A 19697-nucleotide genomic window follows, 5' to 3' on the forward strand; every position below is an offset into this window, starting at 1 on the left:
CCCAATCCATATGAAAAAGCTTCTGCTTATTGCATCCGTTGGTGTTTTAGCTGTTACCTTATCCAGCTTTATGTCCGTCAAAACCGTCGTTAATTTTCTGCTGAGTGACAAGAACGAAGTGGCAGTTCGGCCTTCTTCGGCAACCGCACCGGCAAAATCTCTGTACGATTTTACGGTGAATTCGATTGAGGGAAAAACCGTCCCGCTGAAGCAGTACCGGGGCAAAAAAGTCGTGATCCTGAACACTGCTTCCAAGTGTGGCTACACGCCCCAGTTTGAAAAATGGGAAGCGTTCTACAAAGAACACGGCGATAAAGTTGTGGTGCTGGGTTTCCCGTCGAACAACTTCAAGGGCCAGGACCCCGGCTCGAATGCCGAGATCGCTGAGTTCTGCAAAAAGAATTACGGCGTATCGTTCCCGATGTTTGAAAAAACCGAAGTCATCGGCGAAAACCAGTCTCCTCTTTACAAGTGGCTGTCTGACAAGTCATTGAACGGCTGGAACGACAAAGTTCCGACCTGGAACTTCTGCAAATACGTCATCAACGAAAAAGGCGAACTGACGCACTTCTTCGCTTCCAAAGTTCTCCCGACCGACGACGAATTCAAGAAAGCAGTCGGTATATGAATTAAGAGTTAAGAATTAAGAGTTAAGAGTTGGCTGACGCATTTCATTGAGGTAGAGCCAATTCTTAACTCTTAATTCTTAACTCTTAACTCTTAGTCTCATCACTATGAAAAGTTGGCTTGCGGCTGCCCGACCGCGTACGTTGCCGCTGGCGCTGGCCAGCATCATTCTGGGGAGTTTTCTGGCTTCGTCGGCCGGACAGTTTAGCTGGAAAATCGCGATTCTGGCGTCGCTTACCACTATTTTCCTTCAAATACTTTCCAACTTCGCCAACGATTACGGCGATGCCGTTTCGGGCAAGGATACCGCCGAGCGGGTCGGTCCGCGCCGGGCCGTGGCCACCGGCATGATCACGAAAGAAGCCATGCTGCGCGGGATTATCGTCACGGCAGTTTTGGCGCTGATTTCGGGAATCTGGCTGCTGGTCGAGTCGCTGCAAAATGCGTCGGCGCAGGTGTTCTGGATTTTTCTCGGACTCGGGTTTCTGTGCATCGGCGCGGCCATTGCCTATACCAACGGCAAACGGCCCTACGGCTACAGCGGTTTTGGCGACATTGCCGTGCTGCTGTTTTTCGGCTGGGTGGGCGTGCTGGGAACCTACTTTCTGCATACCTTATCGTTCGATCCGCTGCTGCTTCTACCGGCCACGAGCGTCGGGCTGCTGGCAACGGGTGTCTTGAATATCAACAACATCCGGGATATCGAAACCGATGCCAAAACCGGCAAATACTCCATTCCGGTGCGACTCGGGCGGGCGCGGGCCATCCGCTACCACTGGCTGCTGTTGGTCGGCAGTATGATCTGCGCCGTGGTGTACACACTGCTGCTGGGTGCCGCCGGGCTGAGTTGGCTTTATGTCCTGGCCTTTCCGCTATTTGTGCTGAACGGTCGGGCGGTTGCCAATCACCAAAAACCGGGTGAACTCAATCCCCGGCTGGGCCAACTGGCGTTGTCGACCTTGCTGTTTGTCCTGCTCTGGGGTGTTTCGTTAGTTGGTTAATACCGTTATTATGAAAACGATCGGTCTTATTGGCGGCATGACCTGGGAAAGCTCGGCGGCTTACTACCGGATTATCAATCAGGAAGTGGGTCGACGGCTGGGCGGAAATTATTCGGCTAAACTGCTGCTGTCGAGCGCCAATTTTGAAGAGTTTGACCAATGGCAACGGGCCGACGACTGGCCGGCCATTGAGCAAGCCGTTGATGAGATGGCACAAGGTCTGGTGCGGGCCGGGGCCGAGGGCATTGTGATTGCCTGCAACACCCAGCATGAGGTGGCTGATGCGGTTGCCGCGCGGTTGCCGGTGCCGCTCCTGCATATCGCCGACGTGACGGCCGAGGCTATTCAGCAAGCCGATTTTCGGAAAGTGGGCCTACTCGGTACCCGCTACACCATGGAGCGCCAGTTTATTCGCGGGCGACTCCGGGAGCGGTTCGGTATCGAAGTCATGCTGCCGGATGCCGACGAGCAGGCGTTTATTCATCAAAAAATCTACACTGAGTTCAGCAAAGGAATCTTTAGCGAGAACACCCGTAATCAAATTGTAGCTACCATCGAAAAGCTGGCTGCTCAAGGGGCCGAGGGCGTCATTCTGGGCTGTACGGAAATTCCGCTGCTGGTGCAGGCCCATCATACGGCCGTTCCGCTGTTCGATACCACGACGCTACATGCTTTGGCGGCTGTCGACTTTAGTCTATCGAACGTTTACATTACCAGATAAACAGATTTTAAACAATCCATCTTTGGCGTTGTTAAAGCCTATGAGATGGTGAATGAGATGCAGAACGGATTGGAGGAGTTGGCATTCACCATCTTTTTTAGTTTCCGGTTTTTGATCGCTCTTTAATTGTCAGACAGTGGCATTGTTATTGTATGGGCTTAACTACCTATACCATAACCTGATACCTGTATGGCAAACCGGTTTACGACAACACTTCCAGCCGCCGTACTTTTCCACGGGCTTGTTTTACTCCTTATTTGTCTGGGCATTACGGCTCCTCTGATTCCGGTAAAAGCACAATCCATTTCGAAGCAAATCACTGTTGATCAGTTTGGTTGGCGTAGCAATGCTAAGAAAATTGCGGTTTTTGCTGATCCGATCAGTGGCCAAAACGGAAGCATCAGCTACACGCCGGGCGCACAGTTTCAGGTTCGGCGTAAGTCGGATAACGGGCTGGTTTTTACCGGCAATGTGGTGGCCTGGAACAGTGGAAATACGCATGGCGATTCAGGCGATAAAACCTGGCACGGTGATTTTTCGAGTTTAACGACGCCGGGCACGTATTACATTGTCGATCCGTCGCGAAATCTCCGTTCGTATGAGTTTGACATCAAAAACGATCTTTATACGCCGGTCCTAAAAGCCTCGGTGAAAACGTTTTATTTCCAGCGCAGCGGCACCGACATCTCGACCACCCACGGCGGCAACTGGAATCACCCGATGGCCCACGCACAGGATGCCAACGCGCTGTTGTACACGACCTCGGTCCAGGCCGGAACCGCCCGGAATGTCACGGGGGGCTGGTACGACGCGGGCGATTACAACAAGTACGTGCCGTTTTTGTCGGGCACGGTTTGGGATTTGTTGCTGGCCTACGAACTGCGCCCAGCGGTTTTTCCCGATAATACGAACATTCCGGAGTCGGGCAACGGCGTGCCGGATGTGCTCGACGAGTTGAAGTGGGAACTGGACTGGCTACTGAAAATGCAGCAAGGCAACGGGGGCGTGAATAACCGCGTGGCCGTGACGAGTTACGACAACGGTACCGATAACCCGGCGACGGATACACAGCCGCGCTACTACACCAACGTCACGACCTGGGCGACGGCCACCTTTGCCGCCCTGACCGCCCATGCCGCCCGGACGTATCAGACCCTCAACCCGACCTACGCCAACACCCTCCGAACGGTCTCCGAAAAAGCCTGGACCTACCTGGAAGCCAATGCCGCTATGAGCCCGGCTTCGGGTACCGATGGGGCAACGATGGCCGCTGCCGACGCCGGATCGAATGCCAACGCCGACAAGCGGCTGCGGATTTACGCGGCTGCCGAACTGTTTCGCACGACCGGTAACACCAAGTACAGGACGTATTTCGACGCCAATTACAAAGACATTAGCGGGACCAGTGAAAACGGTTTTCAGCCTTTCTCCAACGGCCACCTGGATGCGTCGCTGTGCTGGGACCTGAACCGGGCCTATTTTGTGTATTGCCAGACGCCCAATGCCACCGCCAGTGTGGTTACCGAACTGAAAAGCCGGTTTTTGAACGTCATGGACTGGTTTATCGAACCGTATTATACGAGCAGAAACGATCCGTACCTGGGCTTTATGTGGAGCGGTCATTACACCTGGGGCTCGAATCAGCTTAAGATGAAGTGGGCCCAACTGGCCATTCTGTCGGCTGAACTGAACGTCAATCCGGCCAAAACCGCTTTGTACAAGGAGATTGCAGAGGAATACCTGCACTACATCCACGGACGAAACCCGCTGGCGTGGCTGTACCTGAGCAACATGGGGCCGAAAGGGGCCAATTTGGGAGGTGACAACAGCGTGATGGAGATTTATCACAGTTGGTACCGCGATGGCTCGGCGAAGTACGACGGACCCAACTCCCAGTTTGGCCCGGCACCCGGTTTTCTGGCGGGTGGGGCCAATCAGTATTATTCCGGTTCGTCTACTCCACCCAAAGGCGAACCGCCCATGAAAGCCTACCGCGACTGGAACACCTCCTGGCCGGATGCGTCGTGGGAAGTGACCGAACCGGCCATTTATTACCAGGCGGCTTATACGTTTGTGCTGGCCTATTTCGCTGAAAACGGTACGACAAGCCCACCGCCCACGGTAACGGCATCCAGCAACAGCCCGGTTTGCGCCGGACAACCGCTGAACCTGATGGCTTCGAACGCCGGAACAGGTGCGGTGTATAGCTGGCGCGGACCGAACAACTTTAGCTCCACACAGCAAAATCCGACAATTTCCAACGTCAGCACCTCGGCGGCTGGCTCGTACACGCTGACGGTGACACCGGCGGGCGGCACGTCGCAAACCGCTACGGCTGCGGTGACCATCAATCCGTTGCCGACGGCGGTAGCGGGCAGCAACAGCCCGGTTTCGTCGGGTCAGACGCTGAACCTGACGGCGACCAACGCGGGAACCGGGGCAACCTACGGCTGGCGCGGACCCAATAGTTTTACGTCCAGTGTGCAAAATCCGTCACTTACCAATGTAACATCGGCGGCCAGTGGCACCTATACACTGACGGTCGGCCGGAATGGCTGCTCGGCTACGGCGACCACCTCGGTGACCGTCACAGGAGCCACGGCGACGACGTATCTGATTTATGAAGACGCGCTGAACGGCAATTGGGTCGATTGGTCGTGGAATACGACGCGGAACTTCGGCAACACCTCGCCGATTCAGAGCGGGGCTAAGTCGTTGTCCGTCAAATACGATGCGGGTTGGGCCGGTTTGTACCTGCACGCCAACACGCCGGTGAATCTGGCGGGCTACACGCACCTGAAATTCTGGCTGCACGGCGGGACCAACACCAATCAGCAAATCCGGGTCATATTGAACGGGGGAGGACCGTCGTACGCCGTTACATCTACCGCTAACCAATGGAAACTGGTGACGATTCCGCTCTCGGCCTTCAACAACCCGGCGACGGTCTCGGACATTTACTTTCAGGAATCGACGGGCAGCGCGCGGCCGGTTTGTTACCTGGATAAGATTTACCTGGCTAGCTCGGCCAACGCCCGCGAAGGCATTTCTGCCGAGTTAACCGAAAGCAGCGATGTGCAGATTTTCCCGAATCCCGTCGAGCCGAACCAACCGGCAACGCTCCGGTTTACCGGTTTTGCACCTTCAGAAACCGTTCAGACGACCCTGAGCGATGTGCAGGGTCGGGCCATCCAGACGCAGTTTTTTCAGCTAAATGGTTCTGAAAAACAACTCGCCTTGCCCCGGCTGCCCGCCGGTTCGTACCTGTTGCAAATCAGCGGAGACCGCAAGCGGTTTGTCCGTAAAATCCTGGTGAAGTAACGTACCCACGGACTTTAGTCCGTGTGAGCTAATAAGATCTACTAGATGGATCAACTCGCACGGACTAAAATCCGGGGTATAGTCTCATTGTAATTAGTCCGTGTAAGTTTTCCCAAACCAGGTGTTGATACTAACTCACACGGACTAAAGTCCGTGGGTACGGTTTTACGCGACTTCGACTTTCAGGCGGAGCAGAAATTCATCCATTTCCACTTCCGTCGCGTTGCCGTTCAGGTCGTTAACCAACTCCAGCGATAGCGCCTGCACTTCCTGACAGATGTAGTCTTTGTGCGTTTCGATGGCGCTCGTCAGCACATCATTTGTGCCTTCGCCGGGCTCCAGTTCGATCCGGATTTTATCGGTTACGTCGAAATTCTGATCCTTCCGCAAATTCTGGATGCGGTTGATGAAATCGCGAGCAATGCCTTCCTGCCGGAGTTCGGGCGTGATGGTCACGTCCAGCGCCACCGTCAACCCGCCCTGAGTGGCGACAATCCAGCCCGGCACATCTTCCGTGCGGATTTCCACATCGGCCAGCGTGATCTCGCCGATGGCGAGTTGCATACTGCCCGCAGCTTCCAGTTTCCGGATGTCGTCTTCGGTCATGGTGTTGATCGTCGTGGCGACGTCTTTCATCATCGGCCCGAATTTCGGCCCCAGCGTTTTGAAATTCGGCTTGATTTTCTTCTTCAGAATACCGGATGCATCGTCGATGAATTGCACGGATTTGACGTTGACCTCCGACTGAATGATCGGCGCAACGTGTTCGATTTGCCGCCGGGTCGTTTCGCTCAGCACCGGGATGAGTACCTTCGTCAGCGGTTGGCGCACCTTGATTTTGTGGCCTTTCCGCAGCGAATGCACCAGCGAACAAATGTCCTGACCGAGTTGCATGGACGTTTCCAGATCGCTGTCAATCAGGTTGGTTTCGGCTTTTGGGAAATAAGTCAGGTGAACCGACAATTCGGTTTCCTTCGTCAGATTCCGGTACAGCCAGTCGGCGAAGAACGGCGCGATGGGCGACATCAGTTTTGAAACCGTAGTCAGACACTCGTGCAGCGTCTCGTAAGCCGCCTGTTTGTCGGCTGCCGAACTACCCTGCGCCGAACCGGTCCAGAACCGCCGACGCGATAGCCGAACGTACCAGTTCGACAACTGATCGTTAACGAAATCCTGGATGGCCCGGCCCGCTTTGGTCGGGTTGTAGTTCTCGAACTGCTGCTCCACTTCCAGCACCAGCGATTGCAGTTTCGACAGAATCCAGCGGTCGAGTTCCGGGCGTTCCGACACCGGAATCGTCCGAACGCCATCGAAATCAACTTGGTCGAGGTTGGCGTACAGAGCAAAGAAGGAATACGTATTGTACAACGTTCCGAAAAACCGCCGTTGCACCTCGGCAATGCCATCGAGGTTGAACTTCAGGTTGTCCCAGGGTTCGGCGTTGGTAACCATGTACCAGCGCGTCGCATCGGCCCCGTAAGTGTCCAGCGTCGTGAACGGATCGACGGCGTTGCCCAACCGCTTCGACATTTTATTGCCGTTTTTGTCGAGCACCAGCCCGGTCGATACCACGTTTTTGAACGCCACCGACGACTCGGTTTGGCCGTCGAGTGTACCGAGCATCCCTGAAATGGCGTGGAGCGTGAAGAACCAGCCCCGCGTCTGATCGACCCCTTCCGAGATAAAATCAGCCGGATACGCTTTTTCAAATACTGCCTTGTTCTCAAACGGATAATGCCACTGCGCGTACGGCATGGCCCCCGAATCGAACCAGACGTCGATCAGATCCGGCTCGCGTTGCAGGACTTTTCCAGATTCAGAAACCAGGTACAACTCATCCACAAACGGCCGGTGCAGGTCGTAATCGCCTGATGCGATCTTTTCCAGATAGGCCTGATTTTTCGCGGCTTGCTCGTCCGACAAACGGCCTGATGCCAGGGCTTTTTTCACCCCGGCTTGCAGTTCGGCCACTGATCCGATGCAGATTTCTTCCCCAGTTTCGTTCCGCCAAATCGGCAACGGCGTTCCCCAAAACCGGCTGCGGCTCAGGTTCCAGTCGACCAGGTTTTCGAGCCAGTTGCCAAACCGGCCGGTTCCGGTGCTTTCGGGGTTCCAGTTGATGGTTTTGTTCAACGCCACGAGCTTGTCTTTCACCGCCGTTGTCCGGATAAACCAGCTATCGAGCGGGTAGTACAACACCGGTTTGTCCGTCCGCCAGCAGTGCGGGTACGGGTGTTCGTATTTTTCAACATGAAACGCTTTGCCCTCGCTTTTCAGCTTGATGGCAATCAGCACGTCGGTCGGTTTGAAATCCGGTGCCTCCTGTTCTTCGTCCGAATAATATTGCTCTTTCACGTACCGGCCACCAAACTCTCCGATCTCCTTCACAAACCGGCCCTGTTTATCAACAATCGGCACTTCCTTGCCGTTTTCGTCCTTCACCATGATGGCCGGAATGCCGTTCTGCTGGGCAACCCGGAAGTCGTCGGCCCCGAACGTCGGGGCCGTATGCACCACGCCTGTACCGTCTTCCGTCGTAACGAAATCGCCCAGGATGACGCGAAAAGCCGGTTTGTCGGGCTGGACGTAAGGCAGCAATTGCTCGTATTCGATCCCGGCCAGGTCAGCGCCCTTGAACTCGCCCACGATGCTCCACGGCAACAGTTTTTTGTCCGACGCCGGATAGCCTTCAAAATCACCATCTTGCCCTTTTTCGTTGAACCAGCGGCCCACCAGTGCCTTCGCCAAAACAACATGCACCGGTTCGTAGGTGTACGGGTTGAAGGTTTTCACCAGCACGTAATCGATGTCTTTCCCAACGGTCAGTGCCGAGTTGGCGGGCAGCGTCCAGGGCGTCGTCGTCCAGGCCAGGATGTAGGTGGCAGAGGGCAGAGGGGGAAGGGCAGAGGGTGTTGAGTCCCCCTTACCCTCTGCTCCATGCCCTTTGCCCTTTGCCACCTTAAACATCGCCACAATCGTCGTATCCTTCACGTCCTTGTAGGTGCCGGGCATGTTCAGCTCGTGCGACGACAAGCCGGTTCCGGCTTTGGGCGAATACGGCTGAATGGTATAGCCTTTGTACAGCAATCCCTTGTCGTACAGGCGTTTCAGTAACTGCCAGACGGATTCGATGTACTCGCTTTGGTAGGTCACGTACGGATTGTCCAGATCGACCCAGTAGCCCATTTTTTCGGTCAGGTCGTTCCAGCGGTCCGTGTATTTCATGACGGCTTCCCGGCACTTCTGGTTGTAGGCTTCGATGCTGATACCGCCTTCCGATTCGGGTTTGCCGATGTGGTCTTTCGTAATGCCGAGTTCTTTTTCGACCTGCAATTCAATGGGCAACCCGTGGGTGTCCCAACCGCCTTTCCGCTTAACCTGAAAGCCTTGCAGCGTTTTGTAACGGCAAAAAATATCCTTGATGGCCCGCGCCATGACGTGGTGAATCCCCGGCTGCCCATTGGCCGACGGCGGACCTTCGTAGAACGTAAACGTAGGCTTTCCTTCGCGCGTTTCGACGGATTGTTCAAAGACGCGGTTGGCCTTCCAGAAAGCTAAAATATCGTTGGCAACCTGGGCATATCGGAACGCCGAACCGTCCAGGTTCTTGTATTCTTTGTAACTCACGGTCGTACTGGAATTTAGAATTGACCGCAAAGATACGGAAAATTGAGCGGAACGCACGGGTAGACGCTGAAGACTAAAAACCGGATTTCCGGTTTTCTACGGTTGAAAGGCACGGTGCTTTTTATATGTCTGGTAATCCGCGGTTAAAAAGCTGGATAGTTGCCATTTTTTTCTACATCTTTACGAATGAATTGGTCGTAGTTTTGGCTCGATTGGATTCCGGAAGGTGGGGAAATAGCAGCGTGTAAGGAGAAGGACCGGACCTACCCTAATTCAGATGTTCCCTTAATAGCGTATGGCATGAATGAATTGGAACGATCGGCGGGGAGTGCCCACCAAAGGCAGCTTCGAACTCCTGCCGATCAACGGGCTTTATACGACCGATACGGCGCAATGGCCTACGGAATCATACTGCAGATTTTGCCGCAGACCCACCTGGCTCAGGAAGCGCTGCTGGACGTGTTTACTTCCGGTCAACTCGCTTTATCCGTCGGTTCGGCGACCAATCCGGCGCTGGCAGTAATTCGGCTGGCCCGGGCCAAAGCCCTGGAAATGAAGGCCCGAGCTAGGGAGCGAGGTGCCACGTACGCTGAACCAATTTCGCTGGCGGGCGGTTATTCCCCCGAAGCTATTTTTGATCTGGCGTTTCGTCAGGGCTATTCATTTGAAGCGATTTCGGAGCAGGCCGGGATTCCCAAAGCGGAATCGCTGCGGGCCATTCGGGATTTTATACATCGGTTTCGTCGATCGTAATTACGCAAGGATTTGGACATTCATCAGTACATACAGAGTGGGGTATTAGAGGCTTATCTGCTGGGGCTGGCTTCCGACGAGGAGCAACACGAAGTCCAGCAGATGAAGAGCCTGTATCCGGAGGTATCGTCGGCCCTGGTCGATCTGGAGGTGGTGATTGAGCAGTATTGCTTGGAGAGTGCCGTTCCGCCCCCGCCCGGTACCTGGGAACTGATTCAGGCCCGAACAACCGGGAAAGACCTGAAAAAATACGTCACCGACAACGGCAAAGAGGAACCCCAACCCAAAACCGCCAAGTCGGATTTCGTGGAAGTCGAGGTCAGCGACTCGTTTATCCGCGTCCACAAACTCTGGCGGCTTGCGTTTCTGATTGTCTTTATCTTATCGAAAATATTCCTGGTTGCCGGGCTGTACTATTACTTCAAGGCTGACAGCCAGCAACAGGAAATCGAGCGGTTGAAAACCGTTATTCAACACCAGCAAACCGCGCGGTAAAGCGTTTTTCTGGCCGGGGAGTTTCACAAGGAGGAATGTAGAGCAATGTGATGGATACGCCGTTTGAATAGATAAAGCAATTCGTGTCAGACAACCCCTATTGAACGATGACTTATGGAAAATTCATTGAAAACTCCGCTTAATCAACCACAACTTGAGTTGCTCAAGATGTTCTCACGGGAAGTTGATAGTCAGCATTGGTTGGAAATTAAGCGGTTGATCGTCAATTATTTCACTGAGAAGTCGATTGATGGAGCCAATAAAATCTGGGACGAACAAGCGTGGGATGACCAAAAAGTAGATGAAATTCTTAATACGCATCTGCGAACACCCTACCGTTCATGAGTCAGCCGATACCGCTGCGAGTTAATTCTCTCCTTTACCGCTCGTCGGCTATTAGACTTCTTCAAATCCCCTTATCCAACACCCGCACCTTCACGTGTGACGGTGCTTTGGTGGAAAAATACACGCGGTGTGTCGCTTTCTGATAATCAGCGTCCGTCGCGTCGTAAATGTTCATGAACTTCTGCGGATTACGGTCGACCAGCGGGAACCAGGAACTTTGTACCTGCACCATCAGTTTGTGCCCTTTCTTAAACGTATGGGCCGCATCCTGCATGTCAAACTTCACTTCCGTGACCTCACCCGGTTTTAGCGGCTCGGGTTTCGAAAAGCTGTTCCGGAATTTGGCCCGCATCACTTCGCCCCGCACCATCAACTGAAAACCGCCCATTTTGGTCGTCGGAATCGGGCTGGTCAGTTTGGTCGTGTCGGGATACACGTCGATGAGCTTCACCACAAAATCGGCGTCGGTGCCGGTGGTTGCCACAAACAGGTTCGCCAACACGTTGCCCGTAATCGTCAGGTCTTCGGTCAGCGGCTCCGATTCGTACACGAGCACGTCGGGCCGGGCGGCTGCAAACCGCTGGTCTTCGTACATGAAGTCACTGCCCCGCAGAATCTGAATGTTGTTGGTATACGGAACCGGTTTTTTCGGATCGCTCAGGTATTCATCAAAAACGGGTTCGGTTTCTTTAGGCGGTTCAAACGACAGCTTGCCGTTGGGGTGCAGGTACAGATTGCGTTCCTGCGATTCTTTGGGTGGCCACTGGCTGTATTGTTTCCATTCGTTTGCACCGGTCAGGAAAATAGTCGCTTCGGCTAGTTGCGGATCCGGGCCGTCTTTCAGGTAATGATTGAAAAACGGGAGTTCGATTTTCTCGCGGTAATACGGAGCGGTTTTTGACCCAAACCGGATGTTGCCCAGCCCATCGCCGTTGCTCCGCGCCCAGCCGCCGTGAATCCAGGGCCCCATGACCAGCTTGTTCTGCGCGTTCGGATTCTGCTGTTCAATGGCGGCATAGGTCTTGAGCGGGCCGTACAAATCCTCCTGATCGAACCAGCCACCGACGGTCAGCACCGCCGGTTTGATGTTTTTTAGGTGCGGCACGGGCGTTCGGGCCTGCCAGAAGTCGTCGTAATTCGGGTGGTCGATCATCTCCTGCCAGATCTTGTTCTGCCCGTTGAAATACCGCTCATTCACCTTCGAAAGTGGCCCGATTCCCTTGTAAAACTGGTACGAATCGGGGGTACCATACGCCGAAAAACCGGGTGATGGCTTGGAGGTCGGCTCCGGCCGGGGCTTACCGTAGGACGACAGGAACGCAAACGTGCCCATCAGGAAAAACGCGCCGTTGTGGTGCCGATCGTCGCCCATAAACCAATCCGTCACCGGAGCCTGGGGCGAAACCGCTTTGAGGGCTGGGTGGGCGTCGATGGCCGTCATCGTCGTGTAAAAACCGGGTGCCGAAATGCCCCAGGTACCCACGCGCCCGTTGTTGTTGGGCAGGTTTTTGATGAGCCAGTCGATGGTATCGTAGGTGTCCGTGCTCTCGTCAATGTCGGTTTTCTTTTTCTTATTGGGGTTGTGCGGCCGAACGGCTACAAACTCACCTTCCGACATCCATTTTCCACGAACATCTTGATAAACAAAGATATAGCCGTCGCGGGCAAACACCATCGAAGGACCGAGCGACGTTTTGTACTTGTCCTCGCCGTAGGGCGCCACACTGTAGGGCGTCCGACCGAGTAGGATTGGGTACTTCTGGGTGGTGTTTTTGGGCAGATAGATCGACGTGAACAGCTTGATGCCGTCGCGCATCGGAATCAGCCGTTCAATTTTCGTGTAATTCTCCCGAACGTAAATCGAATCGGCTTTGTTGACACCCGGTTGTGCCCGGAGCGAAGGCGCAAAAACCATCCAGCCAATCAGGCAGAAAAGCAGACGGGCTGGCCGTAGCAAGTAAACAATTTTCATGGAGGTTGTTTGAATTTCTTTCTCTTAAAACTAACGAAAAAAAAACGATAATCGGGCCATTATCAGGGACCTGACTATAAACGAACGTAGGGCAAAGATGAAATTGCCAGGGTAAAAACCGGTTTTGATTTCGGTGTTCACGAACGGTTACTCCACACGCCGGATGGTGTAATTCTTAATCGGGTTTTTCTTCACAATCCGGACCAGTTGCCCTTTCTCGTAGAAATATTCATCCTCGCGGTCGTCGATTCGGACGCGGTAACTTCCTTTTTTCGTCGGTTCGACGCTGGCGTAATTACCGAAATATTCGGCAAAAACCCGGTTCAGGCCGACGGGCTCCTCGAAGTAAAGCCGGGATATCGTAAACTCAATCGGTTGAGAGTCGGTGGCTTTGCGCTGGTATTTGTACTGGTTGGCATTGATGTCGTACCGGCCGTTTTGCCAGACAATGTCGGTCTGGTAATTGCCCCGGCTGGTTTTCGCGTCAGTATCGGAGCGGAGCAGTTGCCGGGTGGCGGGGTCGTGCCGGGAGACGGTTTTGTAATACACTTTGATTTTTCCGAAAAACCAGAATTCCACATCGCTGATGAGATCGTAGACGAGGGCGGTCGGGCTGCTCGTTTGTGTTATGTGCATGTTGCCAATCCGCAAACCGGCCACTTCAATGTCGTATTTTCGGGTTTGTGTTTGACCAAAAACCGGAAGGGCGGTTATCCATACGATACCCGTAATCAGAAGTTGCTTAAATCCGTTCAAATTAGTTTTATGGCAGACTGATTAGAAAACAGAGAAAAGCAGTGAGATGAACGTTTTTTTACCTTGCGTCACTTGTCCCGTGTCTTTCTTCTTTTGTCTGCGTTTAAGTTGAAGGCTAAAAATACAAATCCGTTGGTTCATGCTGGGAAAAATTTGGTTCATTATAGCGGTTTTGGCTCCTTTTTCGATTTTCGGGCAGTTCTCCATCATTCCGAAACCCGCAAGCCTGGAAGCCCGGCCCGGTCGCTTCGTGCTGACCGGCGAAACGGTCGTGCGTCTTCCAGCGGGTCAATCGGAGGTGCAAGCCATCGCTCAGGAGTTTATTCGCCAGGTGAAAACCGCCAGTGGCCTGACGCTTTCAGTCCAACCCGTTACGGGTTCAACGCCGGGTCCTAACTCCATCGCTTTTGTACCGGTCAGCGACGCCCGGCTGGGGGCAGAAGGTTACCGGCTTGAGGTAGCTCCGGGTGAGGTGACGATTGAAGCCGCTCAACCGTCCGGTTTTTTTTACGCCATTCAGTCACTCTATCAACTGCTGCCTCCGGCGGTTTTCAGCCCAACGCCGGTTTCTTCGCCGGTTGACTGGTCGCTCCCTGCCTGTCGGATCGAAGATGCCCCGCGTTTTCGGTACCGGGGGCTGCACCTGGATGTGGCCCGGCATTTCTTCCCGGTTTCGTTCATCAAAAAATACATCGACCTGCTGGCCATGCACAAGTTTAACACCTTTCACTGGCACCTGACCGACGACCAGGGCTGGCGGATCGAGATTAAAAAGTACCCTAAACTGACGCAGGTAGGCGGTTGGCGGAAAGAAACCCTGATCGGACATTACTACGAATCAGACCCGCAGGAGTTTGACGGTCGACCCTACGGCGGTTTTTACACGCAGGACGAGGTGCGGGAAGTGGTGCGGTATGCTCGGTCGAAATATGTAACCGTTATCCCCGAAATTGAGATGCCCGGCCACGCGAGGGCAGCGTTGGCGGCTTATCCGGAACTGGGGTGTTCGGGTGGAACGTACGAAACCGCTACAAAATGGGGCATTTTTAAGGAGGTTTTTTGCCCCTACGACAAAACCTTTGACTTTTTACAGGATGTACTGACGGAAGTGATGAGCCTGTTTCCGGGACCATATCTGCACATTGGCGGAGACGAGTGCCCTAAGATTTCGTGGAAACAAAGCCCGTTTTGCCAGAACCTGATCCGGAAATTGAAGTTGAAAAACGAAAATCAGCTACAAAGCTACTTTACGGCCCGCATCGACCGGTGGGTGACCTCAAAGGGTTGGAAAATCATCGGCTGGGACGAAATCCTGGAAGGGAATAGTCCGGCCATTCGGGTGTCGCCAAGCGCGACGGTGATGGTGTGGCGACGGGTGGAAGACGGCATCCGGGCGGCTCAGCAGGGCCACGATGTGATCATGACGCCCGAGAATTTTGTTTACCTGGATCATTACCAGGGCGACAGGGCGCAGGAACCGCTGGCCTTTGGGCGGTTTACACCCCTGGAAGAAACGTATTCGTTTGAACCCACTCCGGCTGATTTGCCCGCCAGCGTTCAAAACCGAATTCTGGGCGTGCAGGCTAGCGTCTGGACGGAATACCTCAAAACGCCCGAACAGGTCGAGTACATGGTTTGGCCCCGGGCGGCTGCCGTGGCCGAAATCGCCTGGACGGATCGTGACCAGAAAAGCTGGCCGGAGTTCAGGCAACGATTGCCGGTTTTTCTCCACCGGCTCGATTACCTGAACACTACCTATTCCCGGACGTATTATGCCGTGCGTGCCCAAACAGCTGCGCAGCCGGATGGCCGCTTGCAGCTTATCCTGACAACCAGCGATCCAAACGCCGAAATCCGCTATACGACGGATGGTATGGAGCCAACCCCCACATCCGGCCGCTATGAGCAACCGGTTTTGCTAGCCGAATCAGCGAATGTCAAAGCTGTTACTGTCCGGAATGGGGAAGTTATTGGACCGGTGCAAACCTGGGAGTTAGTCGTCTCCAGGGCAACCGGAAAACCGATCCGGCTGTCAATGGCGGCCAGCAAACCGTACGATGCAGAACCGTCGCTGCTTACTGACGGACAACTTGGCACCACGGTGGGCTATTTGCAGGAAATGCAGGGCGTGCAGGGCGTGAAAACCGCCGACCTGACCACGATTATTGATTTACAAAAACCGCAAACCATTCAAACCGTCAGCATTGGCTTGGTGCGGGCTACGGCGGGCGATATTCTCTTGCCGAAAGCCGTCGAGGTGGCGGTTTCGGACGATGGGCAACGGTTTCAACGGGTAAAAACCGTATCGATGAATCCGGCCGAACGCGGAAAACAGGCTATCATCCGCCAAACCCTTGCTTTTGAACCGGTCAAAGCGCGGTTTGTGCGGATAATAGCCCGTAACGCGGGGAAAGTCCCGATCGGAATGCCGCGCGCCGGAAAACCGGCCTGGGTGCTGGCGGATGAAATGACGATTGACTGAAACCAGGTTTACTTGCTGGCCAGTGCCTCCTGTTCCTTGCTCGGAATGTCGTTTTTGATTTTGGGCACGGTTTTTAGGTACTCAAAAATTGCCCCCGCTTCGTAATCGGTCATTTGGTGCGGAAACATTGGCGCGCGAAGCAGGCTACCATCGGGCCGGACGCAGGCTTTGACGGCCTGAATAAACTGCTGTTTGGTGTATTTCTTCGCGATGCCGGTTTCTTCGTCAAACGTTAGGTTGGCCGTAAAGATGGGCTTTTTGTCGGATGTTATCATTTTGTTTCCGCCCCCGTAATACCCTTTCGATAATTCCGGATGCAGCGGATTGTAGTCGGTAATATCCGCCGAGTGGCAGATGTAACAGTTGCCCAACCCATCGGCGACGTACCGGCCAAAGGTTACCTCGTCGGTGCTGTCCGGAATCACGATCGCTTTGTCCGGGTAGGGCAGCGGTTTGATAACCGTGTTGGCGAGCAGTTTGGAGAAGAGCGAGAAATCCGATTTAGGCGCTTCCTGAGCCGAAGGCTGAACCTGGGCCGCGTCGGACTTAAGCCAGACAACGACGGACTTTAGGTCTTCGTCGGCCATGGTGGCAAATTTTGGCATGATGGGGGCAAAGGAGCCATCCCGCCGGATGCCAGTGCGCAGAAAATGGAGCAGCTCGCCATCAGTCCAGTTGCCAATTCCGACCTCCTTATCCTGCGTGATGTTCATGGTATAAACTGTGCCGAACAATTCGGGCAGGTCATCCATTTGCCGACCGGTCAGCCGGTTGTCCGCCCCCGAGTGGCAGGCGATGCAGTGCATTCGGGCAATTTTCTCCCCGCGAACCAGGCGGGCCGGGGTGGCTTCAATGGTCAGTTCCTGAATGGTGGGAGCGTCATAAGTAGGAATGCCTCGGATGGCCACAAAACTGACAAAGCCCAGGAGTGCAACGGCCACAAAGCCCACTCCAATCAAGACGATACGCAATACTTTTTTCATACCAAAAAAGGATGGTGTTCATTAGATTTTTATAAGAACAAAGTAAGCGGGAACGGGCTTGGTGGTCGCTGTCGAAAGACGTCAAAAAAGTGACATTTCCCGCCATTGACCGACCGCTTACTCAGTTGATTCCGAGTCGATAAGGCAGGATGGTTGTTCTGCTTCGGCTGACCGAAAACGGCCAGCTCGCGGTGAGGTAGGGGCAGCGGGAGGACATCCTATTTGCCGGACCGTTTGCAATTCTTCCGCGGGATTACACAATACACGCTTCGGAAAGCGCATTTCGGACGGAATTTGTATGACTTATTCGCGGAAAAACGATTACTTGCCGTTGTTTGGTGAAAAAGAAATCCCGATGAATGTATTGATTGTAGAAGATGAGGACCTGGCCGTGCGGAAGTTGCGGAAATTGGTGCAGGAGGTAGACCCAACCCTCGAAGTAGCCGGGGTTACGGCCAGTATTGAAGACACCGTGGGCTGGCTGAAAAACAACGCTTCGCCGGATCTGATTTTCATGGACATTGAACTGGCCGACGGGCAGAGTTTCGAAATATTCGATCAGGTAGAGATTAGCAGTACCGTCATTTTTACGACTTCCTACGACGAATATGCCCTCCAGGCGTTCAAGGTCAACAGCATCGACTACCTGCTGAAACCGATCCAGAAAGACGATTTGCAACGCAGCCTGAAAAAATTCCGGGATTTGAGCGCACGCCGGACCGAGGTAAGCCCGTCATCGAATCAGCCTTTTAACCTGGATAAATTGCTGCGCGAACTGCAACTGCAACAGCCGAAAGAATACCGCCGACGGTTTCTGGTGCGGCTGGGGCAACGGCTGCTGTCCATTGAAGTGCAGGATATTGCGTATTTCTTCACCGATGAGCGGTTTAGCTTCTTCAAAACCTGGAACAACCAGAAATACCTGATCGATTATACGCTCGACGAACTGGAGGACGCTCTCGACCCCTCGGTGTTCTTCCGAATCAACCGGGGTGTGATTGTCACGCACAATGCCGTCGAGCAGATTCAGCCTTACTTTGGAAACCGCCTGTCGCTGGTGTTAAAACCGGTTTTTGAGAAAGAAGCGATTGTAAGCCGGGAAAAGGTGAGCGATTTTAAAGTCTGGATGGGAAAATAAAGCTGACTACCAGAAAGTTGCTTATTTTCCGCAACCTTGCGGGAGGTGTCGTCGTTTACTAACAAACGATGCTCACCTATGAAGTTTTCTTTGATTTGCCGCCTTTTTATTGGAATAACGGGCTTGTTGGGAGCCTGCACCAGCGTAGGGCCGGGGAAATTGTTCCGTCCGGCTTCACCGCACGAGCAGTACGCGCAGTCGTTGCGCGATGCCCGTCTGGAACGCACGGCCCTCGGTACCGACTGGCTGGCGACGGCCAATCGGGCGCTCAAAGACTCTATTCTCATCAATGTACCGTACCGCGAAAGCGGTTACTTCTCGGCCAACCGGCCCTTCGCGCTGGGTTACCGCTTGAACGGACAGCGGGGCGACAAGCTGATTATCAAAGTGGAGGTGGAAGGCCAGCAGCCGGTTCAGGTTTTCATCGACGTCTATGAACTGGATGAAAGCAACCGTGACCCGGATCGCCTGGCCTCCGCTAAAGCCGATACCAATCAATTGGAACTGGAAGTACGCCGAAACCGTACCCATCTGATTCGGATTCAACCCGAACTGTTACGCAGTGGCCGCTACACGCTTTCCGTCACGCGCGAACCCATCCTGGGCTTTCCGGTTCAGGGGCGCGATAGCCGTCAGATCAGTAGTTATTTCGGCGTCCCGCGTGATGCCGGTCGTCGTCGGCACGAAGGCATCGACATTTTTGCACCCCGCGGAACGCCCGCTCTGGCGGCTGCGGAGGGCTATGTGTCGGGCGTTGGGACTAACAACCTCGGCGGCAATGTCGTTTACGTCTCGGATTCCAAACGAAATCAAACGTTGTATTACGCTCACCTGGACTCACAAGCCGTTCAGCAGGGGCAACGGGTGTCGGTTGGCGATACGGTCGGGTTTATCGGAAATACCGGCAACGCCCGGACGACGGGGCCACACCTACATTTTGGCATTTACAGCTTTAACGCCGGGGCTGTCGATCCGCTGCCCTTTGTCCGGCGCGGCACCGGTCCGGCCCGCCAGGCGCTGGTGCCGACCGAAACCCTGGGCGATTCCGTGCGGATTTCGGCGGCTCGTGCGGTTTTGCGCCAATCACCGAATGGCGATGCTCCCATCGTGCGGGTTTTGCCTCGGGCTTCGGCTTTTACTGTTACGGGGGGCACGACAAGCTGGTTACGCATCGAATTGCCGGATGGTGCGCGGGGTTACATAGCCAGCAGCGTGGTCGAGCCTGCCCGGCGCTCCCTGCGACGAACCACTTTACCCACAGGCTCCGATCTATTAGAAGCAGCCAATAACCAGGCTGCTGTCATCGAAACGCTACCCGCCGGGTCAGCCGTGGAAGTATTGGGTCTGTTCGGATCGTATCAACTGGTACGCCAGGCCAATGGCCTGACGGGCTGGTTAGCGCAAACCCTATAAACAAAAACCGCCCGCTTCGTCGGAAGGGGCGGTTTTGTCAAACCGGTCAGGTTCGTGCCGAGA

General features: G+C 54.3%; 14 protein-coding genes. 10 read left to right on the forward strand and 4 right to left on the reverse strand.

The features are described from left to right. Positions 1-10: 10 nt before the first annotated feature. The 4 genes from ACO2Q8_RS24860 to ACO2Q8_RS24875 all read left to right on the forward strand — a co-directional run bounded on the left by ACO2Q8_RS24860 (position 11) and on the right by ACO2Q8_RS24875 (position 5670). Positions 11-628, forward strand: a complete 618-nt coding sequence (locus tag ACO2Q8_RS24860; protein ID WP_423347586.1) for a glutathione peroxidase — start codon at positions 11-13, stop codon at positions 626-628. Between the two features lie 106 nt (positions 629-734). After that, positions 735-1628, forward strand: coding sequence for a 1,4-dihydroxy-2-naphthoate polyprenyltransferase (locus tag ACO2Q8_RS24865; RefSeq protein ID WP_423347587.1), 894 nt, complete (start codon positions 735-737; stop codon positions 1626-1628). Positions 1629-1638: 10 nt separating this feature from the next. Continuing rightward, a complete protein-coding gene (locus ACO2Q8_RS24870; RefSeq protein ID WP_423347588.1) occupies positions 1639-2349 on the forward strand; it encodes an aspartate/glutamate racemase family protein in 711 nt (236 codons plus the stop codon). Between the two features lie 189 nt (positions 2350-2538). Then, on the forward strand, positions 2539-5670 hold the full coding sequence (locus ACO2Q8_RS24875) for a glycoside hydrolase family 9 protein (RefSeq protein WP_423347589.1): 3132 nt from the start codon (positions 2539-2541) through the stop codon (positions 5668-5670). Positions 5671-5835: 165 nt separating this feature from the next. Here ACO2Q8_RS24875 and ileS read toward each other — a convergent pair whose 3' ends face one another. Continuing rightward, positions 5836-9297 (reverse strand): isoleucine--tRNA ligase, encoded by a 3462-nt coding sequence (gene ileS / locus ACO2Q8_RS24880; protein ID WP_423347590.1) that lies wholly within the window; start codon positions 9295-9297, stop codon positions 5836-5838. A gap of 300 nt (positions 9298-9597) precedes the next feature. On the opposite strand from ileS, the gene ACO2Q8_RS24885 reads away from it, so the two are divergent. The 3 genes from ACO2Q8_RS24885 (at position 9598) to ACO2Q8_RS24895 (ending at position 10890) form a co-directional block, all read left to right on the forward strand. Continuing rightward, a complete protein-coding gene (locus ACO2Q8_RS24885) occupies positions 9598-10050 on the forward strand; it encodes a hypothetical protein (protein ID WP_423347591.1) in 453 nt (150 codons plus the stop codon). Between the two features lie 12 nt (positions 10051-10062). Further along, a complete protein-coding gene (locus tag ACO2Q8_RS24890) occupies positions 10063-10545 on the forward strand; it encodes a hypothetical protein (RefSeq protein WP_423347592.1) in 483 nt (160 codons plus the stop codon). Positions 10546-10659: 114 nt separating this feature from the next. Next, entirely contained in the window at positions 10660-10890 is a 231-nt protein-coding gene (locus ACO2Q8_RS24895) for a hypothetical protein (protein WP_423347593.1), read from the forward strand. 61 nt (positions 10891-10951) lie between these two features. On the opposite strand, the gene ACO2Q8_RS24900 is transcribed toward ACO2Q8_RS24895, so the two are convergent. Next, on the reverse strand, positions 10952-12862 hold the full coding sequence (locus ACO2Q8_RS24900; protein ID WP_423347594.1) for a CocE/NonD family hydrolase: 1911 nt from the start codon (positions 12860-12862) through the stop codon (positions 10952-10954). Between the two features lie 147 nt (positions 12863-13009). Further along, complete coding sequence (locus ACO2Q8_RS24905) at positions 13010-13618, reverse strand: DUF6134 family protein (protein ID WP_423347595.1); 609 nt, start codon at positions 13616-13618, stop codon at positions 13010-13012. A gap of 139 nt (positions 13619-13757) precedes the next feature. On the opposite strand from ACO2Q8_RS24905, the gene ACO2Q8_RS24910 reads away from it, so the two are divergent. Further along, entirely contained in the window at positions 13758-16100 is a 2343-nt protein-coding gene (locus tag ACO2Q8_RS24910) for a family 20 glycosylhydrolase (protein WP_423347596.1), read from the forward strand. Between the two features lie 8 nt (positions 16101-16108). Here ACO2Q8_RS24910 and ACO2Q8_RS24915 read toward each other — a convergent pair whose 3' ends face one another. After that, entirely contained in the window at positions 16109-17083 is a 975-nt protein-coding gene (locus ACO2Q8_RS24915; protein ID WP_423347597.1) for a c-type cytochrome, read from the reverse strand. A 355-nt stretch (positions 17084-17438) separates the two neighbouring features. On the opposite strand from ACO2Q8_RS24915, the gene ACO2Q8_RS24920 reads away from it, so the two are divergent. Then, the gene (locus ACO2Q8_RS24920; protein WP_423347651.1) at positions 17439-18221 is read left to right on the forward strand and encodes a LytR/AlgR family response regulator transcription factor; all 783 of its coding nucleotides are present in this window, start codon (positions 17439-17441) and stop codon (positions 18219-18221) included. 78 nt (positions 18222-18299) lie between these two features. Next, a complete protein-coding gene (locus tag ACO2Q8_RS24925) occupies positions 18300-19634 on the forward strand; it encodes a peptidoglycan DD-metalloendopeptidase family protein (RefSeq protein ID WP_423347598.1) in 1335 nt (444 codons plus the stop codon). Positions 19635-19697 lie beyond the last annotated feature (63 nt).

Source organism: Larkinella sp. VNQ87 (genome assembly GCF_049445795.1).
Classification (GTDB): domain Bacteria; phylum Bacteroidota; class Bacteroidia; order Cytophagales; family Spirosomataceae; genus Larkinella.

Bases quoted from the DNA above. Each gene is read 5' to 3' on its own strand.
- ACO2Q8_RS24915 (WP_423347597.1), bottom strand. From the start codon at position 17,083: ATGAAAAAAGTATTGCGTATCGTCTTGATTGGAGTGGGCTTTGTGGCC.
- ACO2Q8_RS24895 (WP_423347593.1), top strand. From the start codon at position 10,660: ATGGAAAATTCATTGAAAACTCCGCTTAATCAACCACAACTTGAGTTG.
- ACO2Q8_RS24920 (WP_423347651.1), top strand. From the start codon at position 17,439: ATGAATGTATTGATTGTAGAAGATGAGGACCTGGCCGTGCGGAAGTTG.
- ACO2Q8_RS24875 (WP_423347589.1), top strand. From the start codon at position 2,539: ATGGCAAACCGGTTTACGACAACACTTCCAGCCGCCGTACTTTTCCAC.
- ACO2Q8_RS24870 (WP_423347588.1), top strand. From the start codon at position 1,639: ATGAAAACGATCGGTCTTATTGGCGGCATGACCTGGGAAAGCTCGGCG.
- ACO2Q8_RS24910 (WP_423347596.1), top strand. From the start codon at position 13,758: ATGCTGGGAAAAATTTGGTTCATTATAGCGGTTTTGGCTCCTTTTTCG.
- ACO2Q8_RS24860 (WP_423347586.1), top strand. From the start codon at position 11: ATGAAAAAGCTTCTGCTTATTGCATCCGTTGGTGTTTTAGCTGTTACC.
- ACO2Q8_RS24865 (WP_423347587.1), top strand. From the start codon at position 735: ATGAAAAGTTGGCTTGCGGCTGCCCGACCGCGTACGTTGCCGCTGGCG.
- ACO2Q8_RS24925 (WP_423347598.1), top strand. From the start codon at position 18,300: ATGAAGTTTTCTTTGATTTGCCGCCTTTTTATTGGAATAACGGGCTTG.
- ACO2Q8_RS24885 (WP_423347591.1), top strand. From the start codon at position 9,598: ATGAATGAATTGGAACGATCGGCGGGGAGTGCCCACCAAAGGCAGCTT.
- ACO2Q8_RS24900 (WP_423347594.1), bottom strand. From the start codon at position 12,862: ATGAAAATTGTTTACTTGCTACGGCCAGCCCGTCTGCTTTTCTGCCTG.